The following is a 17,214-nucleotide window of genomic DNA, read 5'->3' as shown; positions in this document are numbered from 1 at the left end:
CGGACCAAGTCCTAAAAGTTACTCGACGACCTTGGGCACAAGAAAGAAGTGACTTTCGGTCGCGGGCGCGTTGGCAACGATATCGTCGGCGATCTCACCGTCATTGACCACATCCAGCCGCTTCTTCATCTGCATCGGGGTGACCGAGGTCATGGGCTCCACACCCTCGACATTGACCTCCGAGAGCTGCTCGACAAAGGCGAGCATGGCGTTGAGCTCGCTCTGCAGATGCGGAACCTCGCCCTCGGAAACCGCAATGCGCGCCAGATGCGCGATGCGGCGGACGGTAGCGGCGTCGACGGACATTATATAAGGCCTCTCACGGCAAAATCTAACTGCCGTATAGCAGAGGCCGGTTTTGCGCCGCAACCGGCGCTGCGCGCATGATCCGGAAAAGTGCGCAGCGGTTTTCCGAAAAGATCATGCGCAAACAATAACCTAAAGCGATGAGATCCTCCTGGACCTCATCGCGCCCTATCCAGCCAGCGCTTTCAGGCGGGCCAGGGCCGATTTGGCAAGATCCCGCGTCAATTCCGCCGCCGGGACCTCGCGGCCCAGGGCGATGGCCTGCCCGGCCCAGAGATTGGTGAAATCCACCCTGCCCTGCTTCTCGGCCGCAGCCTTCAGCGGCGCCAGCGCCGTCGCGGCATGCGGAAACGGCGGCGCGTCCGGCGAGATCGGGCCGGCTTCGCGCATCAAGCGGTTCTGGACGCCGCGCGCCGGCCGCCCGGTCATGACATTGGTGACGACGGTGGAATCGTCGCGTCCTTCGGCCAGTGCGGCCCGCCCCGCCGCAGTCACCTTGGACTCCGGACAGCGCAGATAGGCACTGCCGATCTGCACGCCGGAGGCGCCCAGCGCAAAAGCCGCCGCGATGCCGCGGCCATCCGCGATACCGCCCGCCGCAATCACCGGCACTTTCACCGCGTCGACCACCTGCGGCACCAGCGCGAAGGTACCGGGCTGCTCAGCAATCTTGTCGGTGAGGAACATGCCGCGATGGCCGCCGGCCTCCGCACCTTGCGCGATCACGGCGTCCGCGCCGTGCTGCTCGAGCCAGACCGCTTCCCTCACCGTCGTCGCCGACGAGATGACGAGACAGCCCGCCGCCTTGACCCGCTTGAGCAGCGCCTGATCCGGAAGGCCGAAATGGAAGCTCACGACCTCGGGCTTCAGCTCCTCGACAATCTCGCAGAAGCCAGCGTCGAACGGCGCGCGGTTGGCCGCATTGATTGGCGCCGCCGGATCGAGATCATGCTCGCGATAGTAACCCGCGAGGCGCTGCTTCCAGCGCGCCTCCGCTTCGGCCGTGAGCTCGACCGGCGTGTGGCAGAAGAAGTTCATGTTGACGGGAGCCCGGACGCGCTGGCGGATGATGTTGACCTGCTCGCGCGCCTTCTCCGGCGACAGCATCGCGCTCGGCAGCGAGCCGAGCCCGCCGCCCTCTGCCACGGCGATCACCAGCTCCGCATCCATCACGCCGGCCATCGGCGCCAGCACGATCGGCAATTCGGTCTTGAAGAGGTCGATCAATCGACGGTCAGGCCACATGGTTTTGATCTCTCGTGGTTCACGCTAGCGGTGCGATGGAATTACGCCGGCCGGTCAGCAGTTGCTCGGCCTCGGTCGCGATACGTTCGACGATTTCGGCGGCGGACGGAATATCATGGATCAGGCCGACAGCCTCGCCGGCAAAGACCGCGGCGACCTCGAAATTGCCCGCGGCCTTTGCCGCGGCATACGCGACGGTCACCTCGGCGGCGCGCTGCATCAGCTCGACCTCGCGGCCGGTCCAGCGCCTGATATGATCGTTGACCAGCGTTCGCGCGGTGAACGGAGCCGGCCAGAACAGGCTGCGCGACCAGTCGACAATGACGCCACGCACCGTGTCATTGGGATCAGCGTCGCGAATGCGCTGCTTCGCTTCCTCCGCGCCATTGGCCTCCACGCTCGCATAGAAGCGCGTGCCGATCAGCGCGCCGGAGGCGCCCAGCATCATCATCGCCGCCAGCCCGCGGCCGTCGGCAATTCCGCCGGCGGCAACGACCGGCACGCGCCCGGCCGCGAGATCGACGATAGAAGGCACGATGTCGACGGTGGTGCGCGATGCGCCGTGGCCGCCGGCTTCGGTACCCTGCGCGATCAGGATGTCCGCACCGGCGTCGAGCGCCTGGTTCGCCATGTCCTCGCTCTGCACCTGGCAGATCAAGCGCGCCCCGCGCGACTTGATGCGCGCCGCAAATGGTGCGGGATCGCCGAATGACAGCATGATCGCTTGCGGATTGGCGTCGAGTGCGATGTCGAGAAGTCTTGGTTGTTTTGCCAGGCTCCAGGTGATGAACCCGATACCGAACGAAGCAAAGCCACCGAGTTGCCTGGTCTCGGCCTCGAGCCGTTCCTGGTCGCCATAGCCACCACCCAGGATCCCGAAGCCGCCGGCCTCGCTGACGGCCCGCGTCAGCCGGCTGCCGGCGATCGTGTCCATCGGAGCCAGCAGGATCGGATACTTGATCCCCAGGAGCTGGGTCAGCGGCGTCGTGATCGGCATGGCTCCTCCACTCTCGACACCGACGTTAGGCCAGAATACCATTCTCTAAAATTGAATTCTAGCGAATGCTACCATCTCAAAAGAGAAACGATGCCATGGAACTCAGTGACATCCAGACCTTCGCCGCCGTCGCCCGTACCGGCGGCATCACGCGCGCTGCCGAAGAGCTCAACACGGTGCAGTCGAACGTCACCCAGCGCGTGAAGGCGCTCGAAGCCGAGATCGGCACGCCGCTGTTCGAACGCCATAGCCGCGGCATGACCCTGACCGGCGCGGGCAAAAGGCTTTTGCCTTACGCGCAACGGATGGCCGCATTATCGCGCGAGGCCGTCCTCGCCGCCCGCGACGACGGCGAGCCCAAGGGTCCGCTCGCGATCGGCTCGATGGAAACGACCGCAGCGGTGCGGCTGCCGCCATTGCTCGCGGACTTTCATCGCCGCTTTCCCGCGGTCCGGCTGAGCCTGCGTACCGCGCCCACCGCCGACCTCGTCGCTTGCGTGCTCGAAGGCACGCTCGACGGCGCCTTCGTCGCAGGTCCGATCGCGCATGCCGATCTCACCGCGACAAGCGCGTTCCGCGAAGAGCTGGTGCTGGTCAGCGCGCGGCGCTGGGCCACGCTCGCCGAGCTACGCGCCGGCACGCCGGAGTCCGGCCCGACCGCGCTGGTGTTCCGCACCGGCTGCACCTACCGTCAGCGGCTCGAGCAGATTTTTGTCGAGTTCGGCTGGCCGTCAGCCGCACGCTTCGAGCTCGGCACGCTCGACGGCATGATCGGCTGTGTCGCCGCCGACATGGGCGTGACGCTGCTGCCGCGCGCCGTCGTCGAACGCAGCGCGATCAACGGCAGCGTGTCGATCCACGCGCTCGGCGCCTCGCACGCCCGCGTCGAGACCCTGTTCATCCAGCGCTGCGCCGGACATCAAACCAGCGCGCTGAACGGGTTTGCCGCCTGCCTGAAGCAAGACGACGACGTCATCGCGGCCTGAGATGCCAGCGCCGCAGCGCCACGACGGCCCAGATCGCCTCGACCACGCCGACGGCCAGGCCCCTTGCAGGAAGCCGTAAGCCGAACCGAGCACGCAGGCCATTGCGAACAGCAGCACGAACCGGTGGCTGCGGTCTTCCAGGGCGTACGTGACCAGCATCGCCGTCACGGCGAACAGGCCAAATAGTGTCAGCGCATCCATGTTCCGGGTTCACTCCGCAGCGCGACGCGTGATATGCGCTAGTCCCATGCCGGCTCTTATCCTGCCTCTCGTCGATGCTGCAACCCACTGGCCCGAACGCGGCGGGTTGGTTGGACTCGATCTGGGTACCAAGACCATTGGCGTTGCCGTCTCCAATCCGGACCGCCGGTTAGCTACCGGCGTCGAGACGATCCAGCGCAAGGCGTTCAAGCAGGATGCGGCCCGGCTGCTCGCGATTGCCGGTGAACGCAAGGCCGTCGGCTTCGTGCTCGGCCTGCCCATCAACATGGACGGCAGCGAGGGCCCGCGCGCCCAATCGACCCGGGCGTTTGCCCGCAACCTCGCCGGTCTGACCGCGCTGCCCATCGGCCTCTGGGACGAGCGGCTGTCGACCGCCGCGGTCGAGCGCGAACTGATCGGCATGGACGTCAGCCGCGCCAAGCGCGCCGAAGTGATCGACGAGCACGCCGCGATCTTCATCCTGCAAGGCGCGCTCGACCGCCTCGCCAATCTTCGCGCAAACCCGGGGACCGACTGATCCATGGCCGTCGTGATCGCGGCGCTGCTTCCGGTCTTCATCCTCATCGTGCTCGGCGTGGTGCTCCGGCACAGCCTGATGCGGCTCGACACCCAATGGCACGGGCTGGAGCGGCTGACCTATTTCGTGCTTTTTCCGATGCTGCTGATCCAGACGCTGGTGAAGGCTGACCTGTCCAGGGTACCGGTCGCCGGCGTCGGCGGGGCGCTGCTGCTGTCGGCGCTCGCGATGTCGCTGCTCTGCCTCGCGCTGCGCCCGGCGCTTTCGCGGCTCGACATCGGCGGCCCCGCCTTCACATCGATCTTCCAGGGCGCGACGCGCTGGCAGACCTATGTCGCGCTGTCGGTCTCCGCCAACATGTTCGGCGATGTCGGGCTGGCGCTGGCTTCCGTCGCCATGGTCGCGATCATTCCGCTGGTCAACGTGTTCAGCGTCGCCGTGCTCGCGCACTATGCATCGCCTGAAAAGCAGTCCGCGCGCGCGATCGTCATGACGGTGATCCGCAATCCGCTGATCTGGGCCTGCGTCATCGGCCTCGTCATCAACGTCATTCATTTGCCGCTGCCGAAGATCTGGCACGAGGTTGCCGACGCGCTGGGCCGTTCCTCGCTCGCGATCGGCCTGCTCGTCACCGGCGCAGGCCTGCAGCTCAAGGGCCTGTTCCACCCGAGCGTGAGCGCGACGATCGGTGTCGCATTCAAGCTGGTGCTGATGCCGGTGATCGCGCTGGTGCTGGCGGTCTGGTTTGGACTGACAGGCGACAGTCTCGCGATCGTCGCGATCTGCGCGGCGGTGCCGACCTCCCCCAGCGCCTATGTGCTGGCGCGCCAGATGGGCGGCGATGCGCCACTGCTGGCGCAGATCATCACGCTGCAGACGATTCTCGCGGCGATCACGATGCCGATCGCGATCGCGCTGGTGGCCTAGCTCCCCAGCCACATCGTCAGCACCACCGCGGTGAGATTGTTCAGCGCGTGCAGCACGATCGTGAGCCATAGCGAATTGGCGCGATAGCGCATGTAGCCGAACCACAGGCCGATGGAGAAGACCTCGGCGAGGAAGTACATGTCGTACTGCAGGTGCACCACCGTCCACAGCAGCGACGACAGGATGATGGCGCCGGGCACGCGCAAAAAGCTCGCCGACCAGCCGCGAAAGAGAAAGCCGCGTGCGAGGATCTCTTCGGACATGGGCGCTGCCACGCTGAAGGCGAACAGCAGCATCACGGCGGCGCCCTTGTCGCGGCCCGATTTGAGCAGATCGGTCATGAAGCCCGGCGTCGCCTCGCGGCCCAGGCTCCGCGACATCGTCTCCCAGGCCACCACGATCACGATAAGCCCGACCGCACCGAACAGCAGCTGCTTCCAGGACGGCCAATGCAGCGCCAGATAATCGGCGAACGCGGCCTTCTTGATCCGGATGGGCAGCCACACCGCGGCAAGCGTTGCAGGCAGGCCCATGATCACCGACAGCGCCAGCGCCGCAGGCTCGCGACCGACGTCCTGCATCGATACGAGGCTCATCGGGGCACCGCGATCCCAGACCAGATAGACGATGGCACCGATCTGCCCGACGAACATTGCAGCAAAAATGACGACGCCCCATATCGCCGTGCCCCAGAACTTCCAGACGCGCGGCGCTTCGTGCGCAGGCGTCACGGTCAGCGGCGGATGATCGGGATTGAGCGAGTCCATCGAAGAGCTTTCATTGGGGAGGCATTCCGGGCTGGTCGGATTGTGATCTACTTCATCCGCGGCGGAATCGCGAAATCATAGGCCGCCCCGCCCGCCCCCGGCAGGGAAAAATGCCACCACTCTTTCGAATAGTTCACAAAGCCTTGCTTCGCCATCGCAGCCACGAGCCGCTTGCGCCAGGCGCGCTGGTCCGGATTGATCGACGGCGCGGCGGTATGCCCTTTCACGTCCGTGCAGTCGTAGCCAGTGCCCATGTCGACACTGCCCTCCGGCAGCCGCGCCTCCACCGGCGCGGTGCAGTCGGCATAGGTCTTTGACGGATCGTATTTGCCTGAATTGTCGGCCTTGAGATCGACCAGAGTGAGATCGAGCGCCGCGCCGGTCGAATGCTGCGAGCGGCTTGCGATGTAGCCAAGGCGGAACAGCTCGGTCTTGGGAATTTTGGGATTGTAGCGCCGCTCGGCGGCCGTCTCGTGGCCGTTCTGCGACCACCTGACCATGTCGAGCGAGGCCCTCGCCGGCCGGTAGCAGTCGAACATCTTCAGCGAGAGATTTTGCGCCGCCAATTCCTGCTGGACCGCCTTCAGCCGCAGCCCCACCTCCCGCTTCACCACGCATTCGCCGGCGCCGTAGCCGGCGAGCGGACGGCCGACGAAATTGTTCGAGGTGGCGTAGCGGATGTCCTGGACGATGCTGGGGTCGATGTCGCGCAAATAGACGAAACCGCCGGGAAGCGATTGGGCGTAGGCAGTGCTGATCGTGGTTGCGGCGAACAGCGTTGTTACAATTGTTTTCACGTGATGTTCCCCCGCCGTCATGGCCCCGGCTATCCACGTCCTTTTTACGTCAAATGGGATAGAGGATCGTGGATGCCCGGGACAAGCCCGGGCATGACGGCGAAAACGGCAGCAGCTCCGGACTTGGGGACGCGTCGTGACGCACCGACAGATCGGGGGATAACTCCCCGCCTCGGCTTTGGCTCTTGCCCCCCCAGCCATCCACGCCTATAGCTCTCGCTTTAATGACATCGAAATCGACCTTCGTCCTCGGCCACCGGCATTTGCTGGGCATCGAGGGCCTTTCCGCGGCCGACATCACCGGCCTCCTCGACCTGTCCGAAGAATATGTCGAGCTCAACCGCCAGGTTGACAAGAAGCGCACCGTCCTGCGTGGACGGACGCAGGTGAACCTGTTTTTCGAGGCCTCGACCCGGACCCAGTCCTCGTTCGAGCTCGCCGGCAAGCGGCTTGGCGCCGACGTCATGAACATGTCGGTGTCTTCCTCGTCCATCAAAAAGGGCGAGACGCTGGTCGACACCGCAATGACGCTGAACGCCATGCACCCGGATATCCTGGTGGTGCGGCACCACGCGTCAGGCGCGGTGGAACTGCTGGCCCGCAAGGTTGACGGTTCCGTGATCAATGCCGGCGACGGCGCGCACGAGCATCCGACCCAGGCGCTGCTCGACGCACTGACCATTCGCCGCAACAAGGGCCGGATCGAGGGCCTCGTGGTCGCGATCTGCGGCGACGTGCTGCATTCGCGCGTCGCGCGCTCCAATATCATCCTGCTCAACACCATGGGCGCCCGCGTCCGCGTCGTCGGCCCCTCCACGCTGCTGCCGCCCGGCATCGAGCGGATGGGCGTCGAGGTCGCGCGCGACATGCGCGAGGGGCTCAACGGCGCCGATATCGTCATGATGCTGCGGCTCCAGCGCGAGCGCATGAACGGCTCGTTCGTGCCATCGACCTCCGAGTATTTCCACTATTTCGGGCTGGACCAGAAAAAGCTCGCTTACGCCAAGCCCGACGCGCTCGTCATGCATCCCGGCCCCATGAACCGCGGCGTGGAGATCGACTCGGCCGTCGCCGACGGCGCGCAATCCCTGATCCGTGAACAGGTGGAAATGGGCGTGGCCGTACGCATGGCCGTGCTCGAAGCGCTCGCCCGCAACCTGCCGAACGCGTGATGCTCATGTTGACCGACCGCCGACCCATCCTGCTTGCCAACGCCCGCGTCGTCGATCCCTCACGGGATTTCGACGGTCCCGGCGACGTGCTGATTGCGGACGGCATCATCCGCGAAACCCGCCGCGGCATTGGAGCTGCCGGCGTCCCCGAGGGCACCGATGTCGTCAACTGCGCCGGCAAGATCGTGGCACCCGGCCTGATCGACATGCGCGCCTTCGTCGGCGAGCCCGGCTTCAGCCATCGCGAGACCTTTGCCTCGGCGAGCCAGGCGGCTGCGACCGGCGGCGTCACCACCATCATCTGCCAGCCCGACACGTCTCCGGTGATCGACAACTCGGCGACCGTCGACTTCGTGATGCGCCGCGCCCGCGACACCGCGATCGTCAACATCCAGCCGATGGCGGCGCTGACAAAGGGAATGCACGGCGAGGAGATGACCGAGTTCGGCCTTCTCAAGGCAGCCGGCGCGATCGCCTTCAGCGACAGCGACAAGAGCGTGACCAATGCGCAGGTGATGCGCCGCGCGCTGACCTACGCGCGCGATTTCGACGCGCTGATCGTGCACTACACCGAGGATCCCAACCTCGTCGGCGAAGGCGTGATGAACGAGGGCGAATTCGCGTCGCGGCTCGGCCTGATGGGCATCCCGAACGCGGCGGAGGCCGTGATGCTGGAGCGCGACATGCGCCTCGTCGCGCTCACCGGCGGGCGCTATCACGCGGCCTCGCTGACCTGCATCGACTCGCTCGACGTCCTGAAGCGCGCCCGTGACGCCGGCCTCGCCGTGACCGCCTCGGCCTCGATCAACCACCTTGCTCTGAACGAGAACGATATCGGCCCCTACCGCTCGTTCCTGAAGCTGTCGCCGCCGCTGCGCACCGAGGACGACCGCCGCGCGCTGGTCGCAGCCGTGGCCTCCGGCCTGATCGACGTCATCATGTCCGACCACAATCCGCAGGACGTCGAGGTCAAGCGCCTGCCGTTCGCGGAAGCAGCACCCGGCGCCATTGGGCTCGAGACCATGCTGCCGGCAGGCCTTCGCCTCGTGCACAATGACGAGCTGGACCTCAAGACGCTGATCCGCGCGATGTCGACGCGGCCGGCCGAGATCCTGGGCCTGCCCGGTGGCACCCTGCGTACAGGTGCCCCGGCCGACGTGATCGTGATCGACCCCGATGTCCCCTGGGTGGTCGATCCCGCCGACCTCAAATCGCCCTGCAAGAACACCCCGTTCGATGAAGCGCGCTTTACAGGCCGGGTGGTGCGCACCATTGTCGGCGGACGGACGGTATACGAGCATGTCTGACGTGCGAGATCATGCGTGGCGTCTCTGTTGTTCGACCATCAGACGTAGCCATTGGAGATCCGGCCATGGGGCTTGAAGCATTCCTGCCGGTGGCTTTCGTCATCGGCTACCTCCTCGGCTCGATTCCGTTCGGGCTGATTCTGACCAGGCTCGGCGGAACGCAGGATCTGCGCTCGATCGGCTCCGGCAGCATCGGCGCCACCAACGTGCTGCGCACGGGGCGCAAGGGCCTTGCCGCGGCAACCCTGCTGTTCGACGCGCTCAAGGGCACGGCGGCCGTGGTGATCGCCGGCTACATCGCCGGCCCCAATGCCGCGATGGTGGCCGGGCTCGGCGCCTTCCTCGGCCATCTCTTTCCGGTCTGGCTCAAGTTCAAGGGCGGAAAGGGTGTCGCGGTCTATATCGGCATCCTGCTCGGCCTGTTCTGGCCGGCTGCGGTGGTGTTCTGCCTGCTCTGGTTGGCGACCGCCTTCACCACACGCTACTCCTCGCTCTCGGCGCTGGTGGCGTCCTTCATCACGCCGCTGTTCCTGTGGTGGTTCGGCCACCTCGCGCTCGCTGCGCTGGCCGTGGTGCTGACGCTGCTGCTGTTCTACGCGCATCGCGAGAACATCAAGCGATTGCAATCGGGCAAGGAAAGCCGGATCGGCGAGAAGGGATAAGTCGGGAATCCACGGATACCGCGGCACCCCTTCTGCATTATATCTCAAATGCTGTTCGCAACTTGCAGCCGAATCACGGTTCTATGGGCGAACGGGTTCCTGGCCTGTCCCTGATGGTGGGAATGGCTCTACGCGGTTGCTCAGAATGAGCGAGAAGATTGTCGGCGCGCAAGACGAGGGCGATTTGCAAGGTGCTGCGCGCACCGCGGCAAGCCGGCTGCTCTCGACCACGGATATCTGGTCCGACGCTCCCTCGCCGTTTGTCGATCCAGAGCCTGCTTCCGTCTCGCCACCATCGCGCAGGCCCGATCCGATCGTGGACGCGCGGAAGCCGGTCGAAATTGTAACTGCCGCCGCGCCCATCGCGCATGATCAGGCGCCGAAGCAATGGCCGCCGCAAAAATTGTCGCTGGCGCTTCAGGGCGGCGGCACCTTCGCGGCCTTCACCTGGGGCGTGCTGGAGCGGCTGCTGGAAGAGCCATCCATCGCGATCGACACCATCAGCGGCGCCAGCGCCGGCGCTATCAACGCGCTGTTGCTCGCCTCCGGTTTCGCCGAGGGCGGCCGTGAAGGCGCGCGCGCGCGGCTGAACCGGTTCTGGATCCGGCTGATGCACGAGGCCTCGTTCCGATCGCTGATGCTGATCGGCGGCTTCTCGCCGGCGGGAAGCTCGGTCGCGTTCGGCCCGACGCTGCGCTCCGGCCAGTTCGATCCGTTCGATCTCGATCCGCTGCGGCAGGCGCTGTCGCGCGACATTAACTTTTCCGCCTTGCGCGACGCGCGCTGCCCGAAGCTTCTGATCGCGGCGACGCGGATCCGCGACGGACAGCAGCAGATTTTTCGCAATGACGCTGTTACCGCCGACGTCGCGCTGGCCTCGACTTGTCCACCGCTGGTTCATTGCGCGGTGGAGATCGACGGCGAGGCTTATTGGGACGGCGGCCTCGGCGGCAATCCGCCCCTGTTGCGGCTCGTGCAGGAGACGACGAGCGCCGAAATCCTGCTCGTGCAGGTCACGCCGGCGCGCGACAGCTACGTGCCGATCACGCTCGCCGCGATCGACCGCAGGCTGGACCAGATCGCGGCGAACGCCGCCCTCAATGCCGAGATCGCGGCGATGGAATGGGCGCAGTCGCAGGCCGCATCGTCGTTGCGGCTCTCCCGGATCGCCGCAGAAGATTTCGTCGACGGCCTGGCGCAGCGCTCGTCCACCGATCTCGGCCGCGGCTTCATTCGTGCGCTGCACCGGAGCGGCCGCGAGGCCGCCGAGCGCTGGCTCAAGCAAGGTGCAGCTAACAGCGCAGCGCCGGCCGCATCCGGCCAGCACATCGTTGCCGCCGAACCTGCGCTAGCCTGATTTCGCCAGCGCCTGCTCCAGGAACCACGCCGTCGCCAGCGCATGCGCGTCGTTGCCGAACCGCGCGATCACCTGCACGCCGATCGGCAGGCCATTGGCCTTGTGCACCGGCACGTTGACGCAAGGATTGCCCATCAGCGTCCAGAGCCTGTTGTAGCGGGGGTCGCCGGTGGAGGCGAGATCCTTGGCCGGCGGCGTGCCCGGCGCCGAATAGGTCAGCAGCACGTCGACGCCCTCGAACAATTCGCCAAGCTCGCGACGGCCACGACGGCTGATCCGGCGTGCGTCGTCATAGTCCTTGGGTGTGAGACCGACCGTCGCATCGAGACTGGCGCGCAGCATCGGCGCGATCTCGTCGTGGCGTTCGGAAAATTCCCAGGCGAGCGCGCGATGCGCCTCGAAGTCCTGGATGATCGGGTGGATGCGCCAGGCCTCCTGCACCGCCTGCGGCAGATCGATGGTCTGAACGCTGGCACCGGCGCGCGTCGCCGCCTTGATCGCGGCTTGCAGCCCCTCTTCGGCGGCCGGCTCCACGGCGCCGGCAAACTCCTGCCTGACCACGCCGATGCGTGGCGCCTTCGCCGGGACGATGCCCGAAAACTCCGTGCGGCCGGTCATCGCGAGCAGTCCGCGCGCGAGATCCTCCGCGCGCGCGCCGAACAGGCCGACCGTGTCGAGCGCCCACGAATAGCATTTGACGCCGACCGTCGGCAGCATCCGGAACGACGGCTTGATCGCGGCGGTCCCGCAATAGGCCGCAGGCCGGATCACCGAGCCGCCGGTCTGGGTGCCCAGCGCCAGCGGGATCATGCCGGCACCGACGGCCGCCGCCGAGCCCGAGGACGAGCCGCCCGGCGTATGCCCGAGATTGTGCGGATTGAGCGTCGGGGTCGGATCGCGCGAGGCGAACGCCGTGGTCGTGGTCTTGCCGATGACGGTGGCGCCCGCCCGCTTCAGCATCATCACGACCGGTGCATCCGCGCGCGGCTGCCAGCCACGATAGATCTCCGAGCCCATCTCGGTCGGAAAATCGGCGGTGTCGATGATGTCCTTGATCCCGACCGCGATGCCGCGCAGCGGGCCGGAGGCTTGCGCCTTGGCCGACTTGTCGTGGCGGACGAAAGCGCGGACGTCCTTCTCTTTGGCCTCGATCGCCGCGTGCGACTGGGCGATGGCGTCATCAGGCGAAAGCTCGCCCGCTTCGATGCGGCGCTGGAGGTCGGCGAGTGAGATCATGGCAATACCCTTCTTATTGGGATCGCTTTTAGCATCGAGGCGAGGTCGCGCAAGCGCACGGAGCTGTTGCCCACGCCCTCAGGTTGTTCCATGCTGCGCCTGCAAGGAGACGCCGTGGACGCTATCAACCGAAACGTGGAGCTGACCGAGGCTGACAGGATCGACCGCCTGCGGCTGATCCGCTCCGACAATGTGGGGCCGCGCACCTTCCGTTCGCTGGTCGATCATTTCGGCAACGCGCGCGCAGCGCTGGAGCGGCTGCCGGATCTCGCGCGCCGCGGCGGTGCGCAGCGATCGGCGCGCATCTGTAGTGCCGACGAGGCGAAGGCCGAGCTCGCCGCGAGCCGCAAGTTCGGCATCGCCTGGCTCGCGCCCGGCGAGGACGGTTATCCGGCGCGGCTGGCGATGATCGACGACGCGCCGCCGCTGCTTGCGATACGCGGCGATGTCGCAACGCTGATGCGGCCGATGATCGCGATCGTCGGCTCGCGCAACGCCTCCGGCGCCGGGCTGAAATTCGCAGGTGTGCTCGCCCGCGAGCTTGGCGAAGCCGGCTTCATCATCATCTCGGGGCTCGCCCGCGGCGTCGACCAGGCCGCGCATCGCGCGAGTGTGGAAAGCGGCACGATCGCCGTGCTCGCCGGCGGCCATGATTGCATCTATCCGCCCGAGCATGGCGATTTGCTGGGCTCGATCCTCGATCACCAGGGTGCTGCGATCTCGGAGATGCCGCTCGGCCACGAGCCCCGCGCGCGCGACTTTCCCCGCCGCAACCGACTGATCTCGGGCGCCGCGTTCGGCGTCGTCGTGGTGGAGGCGGCGCACCGCTCGGGCTCGCTGATCACCGCGCGCATGGCCGCCGAACAGGGCCGCGAAGTGTTCGCGGTGCCGGGCTCTCCGCTCGATCCGCGCGCCGCCGGCGCCAACGATTTGATCAAGCAGGGCGCAACCCTCGTCACCGAAGCCGCCGACATCATCAACGCGGTCGCGCCGATCATGGAGCGGCCGCTGATGCGCACCGCCAGCGAGCCCGACAGCGAGCCGTTCGAGAGCGATCCGCAAGGACACGATCGCGATCAGATCACCGGCCTGCTCGGCCCTGCCCCCGTCACGATCGACGACCTCGTGCGGATGTCCGGCGCCTCGCCTGCCATCGTGCGCACCGTGCTGTTGGAGCTGGAGCTCGCCGGCCGGCTCGAGCGTCACGGCGGCGGATTGGTGTCGCTGCTCTAGGGTTCGTTGCGCTGATCGAAATGCGCACGCGCGGCCTCGATCTGGACGAGATGCTCGATCGCCCATTTGCCGAGCGCCTCGACGGGTTGCGACAGCCCGCGGCCGAGATCGGTCAGCTCATAGTCCACGCGCGGCGGAATGGTTGGAAAGATCGTGCGCGTGACCAGGCCGTCGCGCTCCAGCCCGCGCAGCGTCAAGGTCAGCATCCGCTGCGAGATGCCGTTGATCATGCGCTTGAGCTCGTTGAAGCGCTTCGGCCCGTCGCCGAGCATCATGATCACGAACACGCTCCATTTGTCGCCCACGCGGGACAGCACCGAGGCGACGCCGCGGCAGTCCGCATGGTTGGGATCCGGCCTCGGTGAGGCAGGTAAATCGATGTGCGCGGGTTTCAGGGATGTGCTCATGGCTCAAAAAGGTGCGTTCTTGCGGGGATTTCGATAGTCACTCATGTAGCTCTGGTTACAAACTTATACCAGGGTGATCCCAAATGAAACTTCTCCATCTCGACTCCAGCGTGCTCGGCCCCCACTCCGTCTCCCGGCAGGTCTCCGCCGCCATCGTCGACCGTCTCAGGCAGGCGACGCCGTCGCTGGACGTCGTCTATCGCGACCTGACGCAGAGGCCGCTCGCCCATCTCTCCGGCTCGCATCTGGCGGCCGCGCAAGGCGCGCCTGCGCCGGCGGAACTCGGCCCCGACCTCGCCGCCAGCAAGGCCGCGCTGGACGAATTCCTTGCCGCCGACATCGTCGTGATCGGCGCGCCCATGTACAATTTCACGATTCCGAGCCAGCTCAAGGCCTGGATCGATCGCGTCCTGGTGGCGGGGAAGACCTTCAAATACGACGCAAACGGCCCGCAGGGCCTTGCCGGCGACAAGCGCGTGATCTTCGCGATCTCGCGCGGGGGCTATTACGGCGCGGGCTCGCCGGCCGCGTCGCTGGAGCACCTCGAAAGCTATCTGCGTGGCGTGTTCGGCTTCATGGGCATTCACAATCCCGAATTCATCAGCGCCGACGGCATCCAGGTCGGGCCGGAACATCGCGAGAAGTCGATCGCCAGCGCGCTCGAGGCGGCAACCACCCTGCGCGCGGCCTGAGCGAACGCACCAATCATCAGCCGCCGCAACAACGGCCGCGGCGGCTGATCGAGGGGTGCCCGATCAGCGACGTTAAAACCAGGCGCCCTGAATGCCCAGGATGACGGCGACAAGCGAAACGAACAGGCCGATGCCGGCAAAAAGAGCCACCCCGATGAACTCGGAGATGTCGGAACGCTTGGCGGGAATGGCGGAGTTGTCGGTGTAAACAGACGGTGCTGAAATCGGAGAAATAATACGAGCTGCCTTTGGCATATCGGGCTCCCTTGAAAATGAGGCTTAGTGACCCCCCCGCCCGTAAAAGTGTCTTGGCAGCGCAAGCGAAGGTTCAACGCCTCACGCAAGGTTCAGAAAATACAGCTCGCGAGGCGTGGGAACCGGCCGGCGCAACCGCCGAGGCTGTGCCGACCGATTCAATTTGCACTTCAATTGATCAACCGCGATAGATCGGCGCGCCGCTCGGAGAAGCCACCGCGCCGCCATCGACGAAGATTTCCTGACCCTGCACATGCGCGGAATCATCGGAAGCCAGGAACAGCACCGTCTTCGCGACGTGATCTGTTTCACCAATACGGCCGAGCGGCGTCGTCAGCGCGATCCGCTTCTCGAACGCCTTCTCGGCTTCCGGTGTGGCGGTTGCAGCCCCCCAGATCGGCGTACGGATCGCACCGGGCGCGACCACGTTGACGCGAATGCCGCGCGGCGACAGCTCCGAGGCCATGATCCGCGCCATCGCCCTCACGCCGGCCTTCGCCGCGCCATAGGCTGAGTAGCCGGGAATGCCGAGCACTGAGATCACCGAGCCGTTGAGGATGATCGAGGCATTGTCGTTCAGATGGGGGAGCGCGGACTGAACGGTGAAGAACACGCTGGTGAGGTTCGTGCTGATGACCTTCTCGAAAATCTCCGGCGTCGCCGAACCGAGCGGCGTGCCGCCGGCGATCCCGGCATTGGCGAACACGATGTCGAACTTGCCGAACTTTTCGGCCCCCTTCTTGATCGCAGCTTCGGTCGCGGCAATGTCGGTGGCGTCGGCGGCGAGCGCGAGCGCGTTCGGCCCGAGCTCCTTCGCGGCCGCCTCCAGCGTCTCCTTGTTGCGCCCGGTGATCACCACCTTGGCGCCCTCGGCCACGAACAGCTTTGCCGTTGCCAGTCCAATGCCGCTATTGCCGCCGGTGATCAGGGCCGTCTTGTTCTTCAGTCTCACGTTCGCCTCCAGTGGTAGCATCATAAAACCAATTTGCCATCTAGGGCATATGGTTTTATGATGCAACCACACAAGCGCGTGACTGATGTCAAAACGCACGGCACGACGGAACGAAGACGATGGTGAAACGAACGAGCTTCGAGGGCGACGCCTGCCCGATTGCGCGATCGCTGGAAGCGATCGGCGACTGGTGGTCGCTGCTGATCATCCGTGAGGCGCTGTTCGGCCTGCGCCGCTTCGGCGAGTTTCAGAGCAAGCTCGGCATGGCCAAGAACATCCTGTCGGCGCGGCTGCGTTCACTGGTCGACCACGGCATTCTGGCAACGGCCCCCGCCTCCGACGGCAGCGCCTATCAGGAATATGTGCTGACGGCGAAGGGCCGCGGCACCTTCCCGGTGTTGGTAGCGCTGCGGCAATGGAGCGAGGAATTCGACGATCGGCCTTCGGAGATCGCGACCATCCTGGTCGATCGCGAGAAAGGCCGCCCGGTGCGAAAGCTCGAGCTGCGCGCGGAGGACGGGCGGTTGCTCAGCTCCGCGGACACGACGCTGAAGCCAAGGCCGACGCCGCGGCGGCGGTCGACGGGATAGCCGCGCGCTGTCTCTCCAACGTCGTCCTGGCGAAAGCCAGGACCCATTACCCCAAGGAGGAGTTTGGCGGAGACTCGTCGCCCGGAATTCGCAACCGCGCTCAGGTCGATAGACCTCGCGGTATGGGTCCTGGCTTTCGCCAGGACGACTCCGGAGCGAGAGCGAGCGTAATCGATTCCGTTCGGTCTTCGCCGCTACGACAGCTTGCGCTTGCTCCGCAGCCGCAGATGCTCGTCGGCCTCGAGCTTGGTCATTCCCAGGAGATAATGCAGCACGTCGAGCTTGTGCCGCTCGGCGAGCTTGCGCAATGCCCCGACCTGCTCGGCGATGAAGGCGACCGCCTCCTCGACGCCGCCCTCCCCCGGTTCCTCGTGACGCGAGCCTCCCGCCGCGCGCGATGCGGCGCCCGCCCGTTTCTTTCCTGGCCTAGTCACCAGCCCCCACCCGAATCCATGCCCCGCAGAAACATTACGCCGACATCGGCCGCAACTCAAAGGTGGTATTTTGCAACTTTCTCGATATGAAACTTTTCCCATCGGGATGGCTTTCAACACCCCTCGATTTGACAGCGACGGCCTCACCACCCA

At 65.9% G+C, this 17,214-nt stretch carries 20 protein-coding genes and 1 pseudogene; 10 read left to right on the top strand and 11 right to left on the bottom strand.

Annotated features, from left to right (window positions below; all coding sequences use genetic code 11):
* Positions 1 to 18: 18 nt before the first annotated feature.
* From gatC to JQ591_RS21370, 3 genes are all read right to left on the bottom strand, one after another.
* Positions 19 to 306, bottom strand: a complete 288-nt coding sequence (gene gatC, locus JQ591_RS21380; RefSeq protein ID WP_211397972.1) for an Asp-tRNA(Asn)/Glu-tRNA(Gln) amidotransferase subunit GatC — start codon at positions 304 to 306, stop codon at positions 19 to 21.
* A 168-nt stretch (positions 307 to 474) separates the two neighbouring features.
* Positions 475 to 1,551, bottom strand: coding sequence for an NAD(P)H-dependent flavin oxidoreductase (locus tag JQ591_RS21375; RefSeq protein ID WP_211397971.1), 1,077 nt, complete (start codon positions 1,549 to 1,551; stop codon positions 475 to 477).
* Between the two features lie 19 nt (positions 1,552 to 1,570).
* Complete coding sequence (locus JQ591_RS21370; protein ID WP_211397970.1) at positions 1,571 to 2,548, bottom strand: NAD(P)H-dependent flavin oxidoreductase; 978 nt, start codon at positions 2,546 to 2,548, stop codon at positions 1,571 to 1,573.
* Positions 2,549 to 2,643: 95 nt separating this feature from the next.
* On the opposite strand from JQ591_RS21370, the gene JQ591_RS21365 reads away from it, so the two are divergent.
* Positions 2,644 to 3,534 carry a LysR family transcriptional regulator gene (locus tag JQ591_RS21365; RefSeq protein WP_211397969.1) on the top strand — a complete coding sequence of 297 codons (891 nt, stop codon included), beginning with the start codon at positions 2,644 to 2,646 and terminating at the stop codon, positions 3,532 to 3,534.
* Here the strand turns inward: JQ591_RS21365 and JQ591_RS35380 are convergent.
* A pseudogene (locus JQ591_RS35380) lies at positions 3,521 to 3,735 on the bottom strand (hypothetical protein). The gene JQ591_RS21365 and the pseudogene JQ591_RS35380 overlap by 14 nt on opposite strands.
* A gap of 46 nt (positions 3,736 to 3,781) precedes the next feature.
* Between JQ591_RS35380 and ruvX the strand changes: the two are divergent.
* Positions 3,782 to 4,273 (top strand): Holliday junction resolvase RuvX, encoded by a 492-nt coding sequence (gene ruvX, locus JQ591_RS21360; protein ID WP_211397968.1) that lies wholly within the window; start codon positions 3,782 to 3,784, stop codon positions 4,271 to 4,273.
* Between the two features lie 3 nt (positions 4,274 to 4,276).
* A complete protein-coding gene (locus tag JQ591_RS21355) occupies positions 4,277 to 5,200 on the top strand; it encodes an AEC family transporter (protein ID WP_211397967.1) in 924 nt (307 codons plus the stop codon).
* Here the strand turns inward: JQ591_RS21355 and JQ591_RS21350 are convergent.
* The gene (locus tag JQ591_RS21350; RefSeq protein ID WP_211397966.1) at positions 5,197 to 5,967 is read right to left on the bottom strand and encodes a CPBP family intramembrane glutamic endopeptidase; all 771 of its coding nucleotides are present in this window, start codon (positions 5,965 to 5,967) and stop codon (positions 5,197 to 5,199) included. The two genes, JQ591_RS21355 and JQ591_RS21350, sit on opposite strands and share 4 nt — an antisense overlap.
* 47 nt (positions 5,968 to 6,014) lie before the next feature.
* On the bottom strand, positions 6,015 to 6,785 hold the full coding sequence (locus JQ591_RS21345) for a M15 family metallopeptidase (protein ID WP_211397965.1): 771 nt from the start codon (positions 6,783 to 6,785) through the stop codon (positions 6,015 to 6,017).
* A gap of 203 nt (positions 6,786 to 6,988) precedes the next feature.
* On the opposite strand from JQ591_RS21345, the gene JQ591_RS21340 reads away from it, so the two are divergent.
* The 4 genes from JQ591_RS21340 to JQ591_RS21325 all read left to right on the top strand — a co-directional run bounded on the left by JQ591_RS21340 (position 6,989) and on the right by JQ591_RS21325 (position 11,262).
* On the top strand, positions 6,989 to 7,936 hold the full coding sequence (locus tag JQ591_RS21340) for an aspartate carbamoyltransferase catalytic subunit (RefSeq protein ID WP_211397964.1): 948 nt from the start codon (positions 6,989 to 6,991) through the stop codon (positions 7,934 to 7,936).
* A 5-nt stretch (positions 7,937 to 7,941) separates the two neighbouring features.
* Positions 7,942 to 9,243: a dihydroorotase gene (locus JQ591_RS21335; protein ID WP_211398198.1), complete on the top strand. Its 1,302-nt coding sequence runs from the start codon at positions 7,942 to 7,944 to the stop codon at positions 9,241 to 9,243.
* Between the two features lie 65 nt (positions 9,244 to 9,308).
* Positions 9,309 to 9,905 (top strand): glycerol-3-phosphate 1-O-acyltransferase PlsY, encoded by a 597-nt coding sequence (plsY, locus tag JQ591_RS21330; RefSeq protein ID WP_211397963.1) that lies wholly within the window; start codon positions 9,309 to 9,311, stop codon positions 9,903 to 9,905.
* A gap of 145 nt (positions 9,906 to 10,050) precedes the next feature.
* Positions 10,051 to 11,262 (top strand): patatin-like phospholipase family protein, encoded by a 1,212-nt coding sequence (locus JQ591_RS21325; protein ID WP_211397962.1) that lies wholly within the window; start codon positions 10,051 to 10,053, stop codon positions 11,260 to 11,262.
* Here JQ591_RS21325 and JQ591_RS21320 read toward each other — a convergent pair.
* Entirely contained in the window at positions 11,254 to 12,498 is a 1,245-nt protein-coding gene (locus JQ591_RS21320; RefSeq protein WP_211397961.1) for an amidase, read from the bottom strand. The genes JQ591_RS21325 and JQ591_RS21320 overlap by 9 nt on opposite strands.
* Positions 12,499 to 12,588: 90 nt before the next feature.
* Between JQ591_RS21320 and dprA the strand changes: the two genes are divergently transcribed.
* Entirely contained in the window at positions 12,589 to 13,731 is a 1,143-nt protein-coding gene (gene dprA / locus JQ591_RS21315; RefSeq protein ID WP_211397960.1) for a DNA-processing protein DprA, read from the top strand.
* On the opposite strand, the gene JQ591_RS21310 is transcribed toward dprA, so the two are convergent.
* Positions 13,728 to 14,138 (bottom strand): winged helix-turn-helix transcriptional regulator, encoded by a 411-nt coding sequence (locus tag JQ591_RS21310; protein ID WP_211397959.1) that lies wholly within the window; start codon positions 14,136 to 14,138, stop codon positions 13,728 to 13,730. The genes dprA and JQ591_RS21310 overlap by 4 nt on opposite strands.
* A gap of 83 nt (positions 14,139 to 14,221) precedes the next feature.
* Between JQ591_RS21310 and JQ591_RS21305 the strand changes: the two genes are divergently transcribed.
* On the top strand, positions 14,222 to 14,830 hold the full coding sequence (locus tag JQ591_RS21305; protein WP_211397958.1) for an FMN-dependent NADH-azoreductase: 609 nt from the start codon (positions 14,222 to 14,224) through the stop codon (positions 14,828 to 14,830).
* Positions 14,831 to 14,902: 72 nt separating this feature from the next.
* On the opposite strand, the gene JQ591_RS21300 is transcribed toward JQ591_RS21305, so the two are convergent.
* Positions 14,903 to 15,085 carry a hypothetical protein gene (locus JQ591_RS21300; protein ID WP_211397957.1) on the bottom strand — a complete coding sequence of 61 codons (183 nt, stop codon included), beginning with the start codon at positions 15,083 to 15,085 and terminating at the stop codon, positions 14,903 to 14,905.
* 178 nt (positions 15,086 to 15,263) lie between these two features.
* Complete coding sequence (locus tag JQ591_RS21295) at positions 15,264 to 16,037, bottom strand: SDR family oxidoreductase (RefSeq protein ID WP_211397956.1); 774 nt, start codon at positions 16,035 to 16,037, stop codon at positions 15,264 to 15,266.
* Between the two features lie 119 nt (positions 16,038 to 16,156).
* Between JQ591_RS21295 and JQ591_RS21290 the strand changes: the two genes are divergently transcribed.
* The gene (locus tag JQ591_RS21290) at positions 16,157 to 16,627 is read left to right on the top strand and encodes a winged helix-turn-helix transcriptional regulator (RefSeq protein ID WP_211397955.1); all 471 of its coding nucleotides are present in this window, start codon (positions 16,157 to 16,159) and stop codon (positions 16,625 to 16,627) included.
* A gap of 194 nt (positions 16,628 to 16,821) precedes the next feature.
* Here the strand turns inward: JQ591_RS21290 and JQ591_RS21285 are convergent, their stop codons facing one another.
* Positions 16,822 to 17,061 (bottom strand): hypothetical protein, encoded by a 240-nt coding sequence (locus JQ591_RS21285; protein ID WP_211397954.1) that lies wholly within the window; start codon positions 17,059 to 17,061, stop codon positions 16,822 to 16,824.
* Positions 17,062 to 17,214: the final 153 nt, after the last annotated feature.

The sequence above is a fragment of the Bradyrhizobium canariense genome (assembly GCF_018130465.1).
GTDB lineage: Bacteria > Pseudomonadota > Alphaproteobacteria > Rhizobiales > Xanthobacteraceae > Bradyrhizobium > Bradyrhizobium canariense_C.
The sequence above is the reverse complement of the archived record's forward strand: the minus strand, read 5'-3'. Positions and strand labels throughout refer to the sequence as shown.